This window comes from Microcystis sp. LE19-84.1B (genome assembly GCF_027531875.1).
GTDB classification, from domain to species: domain Bacteria; phylum Cyanobacteriota; class Cyanobacteriia; order Cyanobacteriales; family Microcystaceae; genus Microcystis; species Microcystis panniformis.
In genome coordinates this window covers 1-3,906 of sequence record NZ_JAPZSR010000048.1, presented here as the reverse complement: position 1 = coordinate 3,906, position 3,906 = coordinate 1, and the positions used below count along the sequence as shown (strand labels likewise).

The 3,906-nt window shown below is 39.7% G+C and carries 8 protein-coding genes; all 8 read right to left on the bottom strand.

Translation table 11 applies throughout. From position 1 onward, the window contains the following. Window positions 1-116 precede the first annotated feature (116 nt). Complete coding sequence (locus O9324_RS02405; protein ID WP_288139387.1) at window positions 117-452, bottom strand: hypothetical protein; 336 nt, start codon at window positions 450-452, stop codon at window positions 117-119. A 614-nt stretch (window positions 453-1,066) separates the two neighbouring features. Continuing rightward, window positions 1,067-1,303, bottom strand: coding sequence for a type II toxin-antitoxin system Phd/YefM family antitoxin (locus tag O9324_RS02400; protein WP_108935546.1), 237 nt, complete (start codon window positions 1,301-1,303; stop codon window positions 1,067-1,069). Window positions 1,304-1,309: 6 nt separating this feature from the next. Continuing rightward, window positions 1,310-1,441: a hypothetical protein gene (locus O9324_RS02395; protein WP_256377324.1), complete on the bottom strand. Its 132-nt coding sequence runs from the start codon at window positions 1,439-1,441 to the stop codon at window positions 1,310-1,312. A gap of 17 nt (window positions 1,442-1,458) precedes the next feature. Continuing rightward, entirely contained in the window at window positions 1,459-1,677 is a 219-nt protein-coding gene (locus O9324_RS02390; RefSeq protein ID WP_002769355.1) for a hypothetical protein, read from the bottom strand. 393 nt (window positions 1,678-2,070) lie between these two features. Further along, on the bottom strand, window positions 2,071-2,466 hold the full coding sequence (locus tag O9324_RS02385; protein ID WP_002769353.1) for a type II toxin-antitoxin system VapC family toxin: 396 nt from the start codon (window positions 2,464-2,466) through the stop codon (window positions 2,071-2,073). Beyond that, window positions 2,463-2,687, bottom strand: a complete 225-nt coding sequence (locus O9324_RS02380; RefSeq protein WP_002755077.1) for a hypothetical protein — start codon at window positions 2,685-2,687, stop codon at window positions 2,463-2,465. Before O9324_RS02380 ends, O9324_RS02385 begins: the two co-directional genes overlap by 4 nt. A 202-nt stretch (window positions 2,688-2,889) precedes the next feature. Next, window positions 2,890-3,297 (bottom strand): type II toxin-antitoxin system VapC family toxin, encoded by a 408-nt coding sequence (locus O9324_RS02375; RefSeq protein ID WP_002769351.1) that lies wholly within the window; start codon window positions 3,295-3,297, stop codon window positions 2,890-2,892. Further along, complete coding sequence (locus O9324_RS02370) at window positions 3,294-3,536, bottom strand: hypothetical protein (RefSeq protein WP_288139386.1); 243 nt, start codon at window positions 3,534-3,536, stop codon at window positions 3,294-3,296. Before O9324_RS02370 ends, O9324_RS02375 begins: the two co-directional genes overlap by 4 nt. Window positions 3,537-3,906 lie beyond the last annotated feature (370 nt).

The window sequence follows — 3,906 nt, the reverse complement described above, 5'->3', positions numbered from 1 at the left end:
AAATGGGGCGAAAGTCTGTGGACTCTGTGTAAGACAGTACATGGTTTTTTAACTGTGGTATGCGACGGTGGTGGAAGCAGAAACTTAAATCGTGAGGTTTAGGAATCGCCGCACTTTTAGGGCGGCGAGGATGTCAAATTTATCCCCCAATCTGAAAATTGGCAGTCTTTGTAGGCAAGGGTAAAACTGGATAAATAATCTTGACCGTCTAAATCGAGATTAAAGGCAGAAAAGCAGACCAACAGACTACGTTTATCAACGGCGACAGAGCAACTAAAAACTTTACTAAGAGTATTGGCGGTCAGTCCAGTTTGTTGGCTAAGAATGTCTAAGGTGCAGCGAGTGTTTTGTTTTATTTCCCAATTCACTTTAGCACGGTGCAGTTTTTGGTAGCCGATGGAGGTTAGGATTACGCCGCGTTGGCGGGAAGATTTAGCCTTTGACTGTTCCATAAGTTACCTCATCAACATAGGGGTTAGCAGAATTTTCTATTATGGTAATCAGTGGGGATACAAAAAATTACTTTTTTTACAAGATTTAAAGTTTGCACTAGGAGTCAGGATTTTAACTAGGTGAATTCGCTGATGATTCTCCTTGAACATTGACTATGTACTATGATCTTAATTCATGAGAGTCTATCGTTATTTAGCGATTGAATGGGGCGATCGCCGTTATGCTTGATCAATTTCCCATAGATTGTGATTAATCCCATACGGCATTTTCATAATGATTTAAAATGTGATAATCTTTGGTTAGCAAAATGTGGTTATCTACTGAAGCGTTACTAACAATTAAGCGATCAAAGGGATCACGAGTCCAGTTAATAATGACAGACTGATTAATAATTAAATTAAAATCTTTTTTACATACCTTTAAATCAAGGCAACTTACTAATTCTAGAACAATGTCGTCTGATTTTTCAGTAATTCGCCCAATTTCGTATAAATATTGTAACTCTAGCCTTACTATCGGCGAAATATAGAGTTCATTCTCGTTAATTAGATGTTTGGCGCAATCGCTTAATTTAGCAGTTAGCCCTGCATAAAGCTAGACAACAATATGAGTATCAAGGTAAATCAAGGTTTATCTCCTGTTCCCAACTGATTTGTACAAGATCATCGGGATCGCCAATAATGGCTTGAGGACGATAAATTAATTTTTGTAATTTATCTACGGTTTCAACGGGACTAATGATTAATCGTTTGCCGTTGCGCTCAATTTCTAGGGGTTTTCCTGTGTTGAGGATTTCATCGAGCAGTTGGTCTAGGTTATTTTGTAATTTACTTGAGGTGACACTTTTCATTGCTGGTCAAGGGAGTAGGGAGTTTTGGGGACGGGAGATATTCGATATTATAGCGATCGCCGTTATGCTTGATAAATTTCCTTCTACATTTCCCAAAACGCGATCATTCCTTTTTGCATCTTTTTGAGATTGGGTCATAAAGATTATTTTATACATTACCAGTCTAACTCATCTAAGCTTAAGCTCTGTTCAATAGATTCATCACGGGCTGCCTGAATACTTTGAATCATTCCTTCGATTCCCCTTAGATATTCGTCATCACTGACGTAATCTGATTGTTCCAGAATTTTAATTTCGTCTCTAGAGAAGCGAGCAAGTAACCATAGAAATTTTTCACTAATGCTATCGTCAATTTGCAAGGTAATTGTTCGCATAAATTAACTCCTAAGCTTTCTGTATAAATCGCTTTCACATTGAAATCTACACTTTTTGCATTCTATCATTATTTTCCACAGGATTCAACAAGCGATCGCCCTCTCAGGTCACGTCATCATGTTTGAGCATGGTTAAGGTTCTCTCACAATTCTCTTAACTAAGTCTATGATATTGCAGTGATAGTTTAGTCTGAATTAAAAGGTTCGGCAGAAAAGAGTCTATATTCTTCTTGAAAGTTAGGGTTAGGCGATCGCCGTTATGATTCATCAATTTCCCAACGATACCTAATTCTAATGATCGCGTTTTTCCCGTCAATTCCTTCGCTTCGATCTAATTGTTCAGCAGCAATATCAATTTTTGAGTTAAAAGTTTCAGATTTGGAGAGTAGGCTTCTAAGCTGACATCAGATAATCTTTGAGTTCGGGATATTTGGGAAATAAGCTATCAATACTGGCGACTTTTGCTTGATATTCCAAGGCTGTACCAATAATAATGCGGTCAAAGGGATCTTTGTGAACGGGAGAGAGATTAACGGCTCTTAGGGTAATTTCTGGAGTTAAGGGCAATAATTCAATACCTGAAGGGTTTAGGGCATCAATAAGCCATTGTTGGATGGGAATATCCAGTGCTAAACGACCTTTATGATGGGCTAAGGCTATTTCATAACAAGAAATAGGGGATACTCCTACGCTATCTGCTTGTCGAATCTGGGCTGTCCATTCTAAGGGAAATTGCTCAAAGTTTTCATTGATATACCAAAACCAAATATGGGTATCAAGGATGATCATTTTAGGCATTCCCAATCTTCTTGATCCACAATAGGACTAACAATATCCCCTAAGGTTTTGCCTTTACCGATTAAATGAGCAGGGGTCGTTCGTTTTACCTGGGTTGTGGGAGATGGTTCTTCTTCAATGATAATGATGGCGCGAATATTCTGTGCTTTGGGCTTTTCCCCTAGCCATTGGATGCGATCGCCTTCGATGGTCACGTCATAATGTTTGAGCATGGTTAAAGTTCTCTAACAATTTTCTTAACTAAGTCTATGATATTGCAGTGATAGTCTAGTTTAGTCTGAATTTAAGAGGTTCGGCAGAAAAGAGTCTATATTGTTCTTGAAAGTTAGGGTTAGGCGATTGCGGTTATGCTTCTTTAATTTCCCAACGATGCCCGATTTTGTGGAGATCAATAATGGGATTCTGTCTGAGTTATCAAAAAAGAATAGTTAGACCTTCTTGGGTAAAATGTTTATCATGGGTGAGTATTTCATAAATTCCCATTTGTTTCATCACCATCATTGAAATGCAGTCGGTAAGGCTATAGCCTTTATCTAGACGACTGGCATAAAGTTCTATTCCTAGCTTTCTTAGTCCTTGATGGTAAGAAATTAGTTGAATGCTGGGATCATCAAGAATACTGTGATAAAGTTCTACGGCCTTACCGCGCATAATGTCGCCTTGTTTAGAGAAATGAGCAAAAATTTCATCAACAATACCGTCTGTCATCACTAGCGATACATGAGGGTTAGATTGGCTCCATTCGATGACTCTGAGATGCCAAGTGTCTCTAGGACTAAGCAACGCTATCCAGTAAAAGGTATCGGCAAAAATTATTTTCATTCTTTACGTTTTGGTGTGCCATAAAGATAATGATCGTGTTGTTCGGCTCCGTCGGTGGGGAGTTGAGCGATAATTTCTGGCGGAACATCAGCCATAATTTCCTGAGCGATTTGCCAGATGGGTTTACGAGTTTCAGGATATTTTGCTGAGCGTACCGACAAGAGGAAGTCGAGAACTTCTTGTAGGAGTGGCTCGGAGCTTTTTTCGATTTCCTGTAGGAGTTGTTCTTTGGCTGTCATGGCTGGTTTGGGATGGGGGAATACTCGATATTATAGAATATTATAGAGATTTATCGGGCGATCGCTGATTGTATCGCGGTTTCCCCGTCAATTCCTTCGCCTCTTCAAGAAAGTCCCCTTTTTTAAGGCTTCGGCCGTGAGCTCAGCCGAACGGGGGATTTAGGGGGATCAAACTCGATTGCCCATTGTTTATAGCGATCGCGTTTACTGAGTAATTGCAAAGCTTCGGCATTGACATCCTCGCCGCCCTAAAAGTGCGGCGATTCCTAAACCTCACGATTTAAGTTTCTGCTTCCACCACCGTCGCATACCACAGTTAAAAAACCATGTACTGTCTTACACAGAGTCCACAGACTTTCGCCCCATTTCA

What these genes read in the sequence shown, in the direction of transcription:
- O9324_RS02405 (WP_288139387.1), bottom strand. Translation starts at nt 452, where the DNA reads ATGGAACAGTCAAAGGCTAAATCTTCCCGCCAACGCGGCGTAATCCTA.
- O9324_RS02400 (WP_108935546.1), bottom strand. Translation starts at nt 1,303, where the DNA reads ATGAAAAGTGTCACCTCAAGTAAATTACAAAATAACCTAGACCAACTG.
- O9324_RS02395 (WP_256377324.1), bottom strand. Translation starts at nt 1,441, where the DNA reads ATGACCCAATCTCAAAAAGATGCAAAAAGGAATGATCGCGTTTTGGGA.
- O9324_RS02390 (WP_002769355.1), bottom strand. Translation starts at nt 1,677, where the DNA reads ATGCGAACAATTACCTTGCAAATTGACGATAGCATTAGTGAAAAATTT.
- O9324_RS02385 (WP_002769353.1), bottom strand. Translation starts at nt 2,466, where the DNA reads ATGATCATCCTTGATACCCATATTTGGTTTTGGTATATCAATGAAAAC.
- O9324_RS02380 (WP_002755077.1), bottom strand. Translation starts at nt 2,687, where the DNA reads ATGCTCAAACATTATGACGTGACCATCGAAGGCGATCGCATCCAATGG.
- O9324_RS02375 (WP_002769351.1), bottom strand. Translation starts at nt 3,297, where the DNA reads ATGAAAATAATTTTTGCCGATACCTTTTACTGGATAGCGTTGCTTAGT.
- O9324_RS02370 (WP_288139386.1), bottom strand. Translation starts at nt 3,536, where the DNA reads ATGACAGCCAAAGAACAACTCCTACAGGAAATCGAAAAAAGCTCCGAG.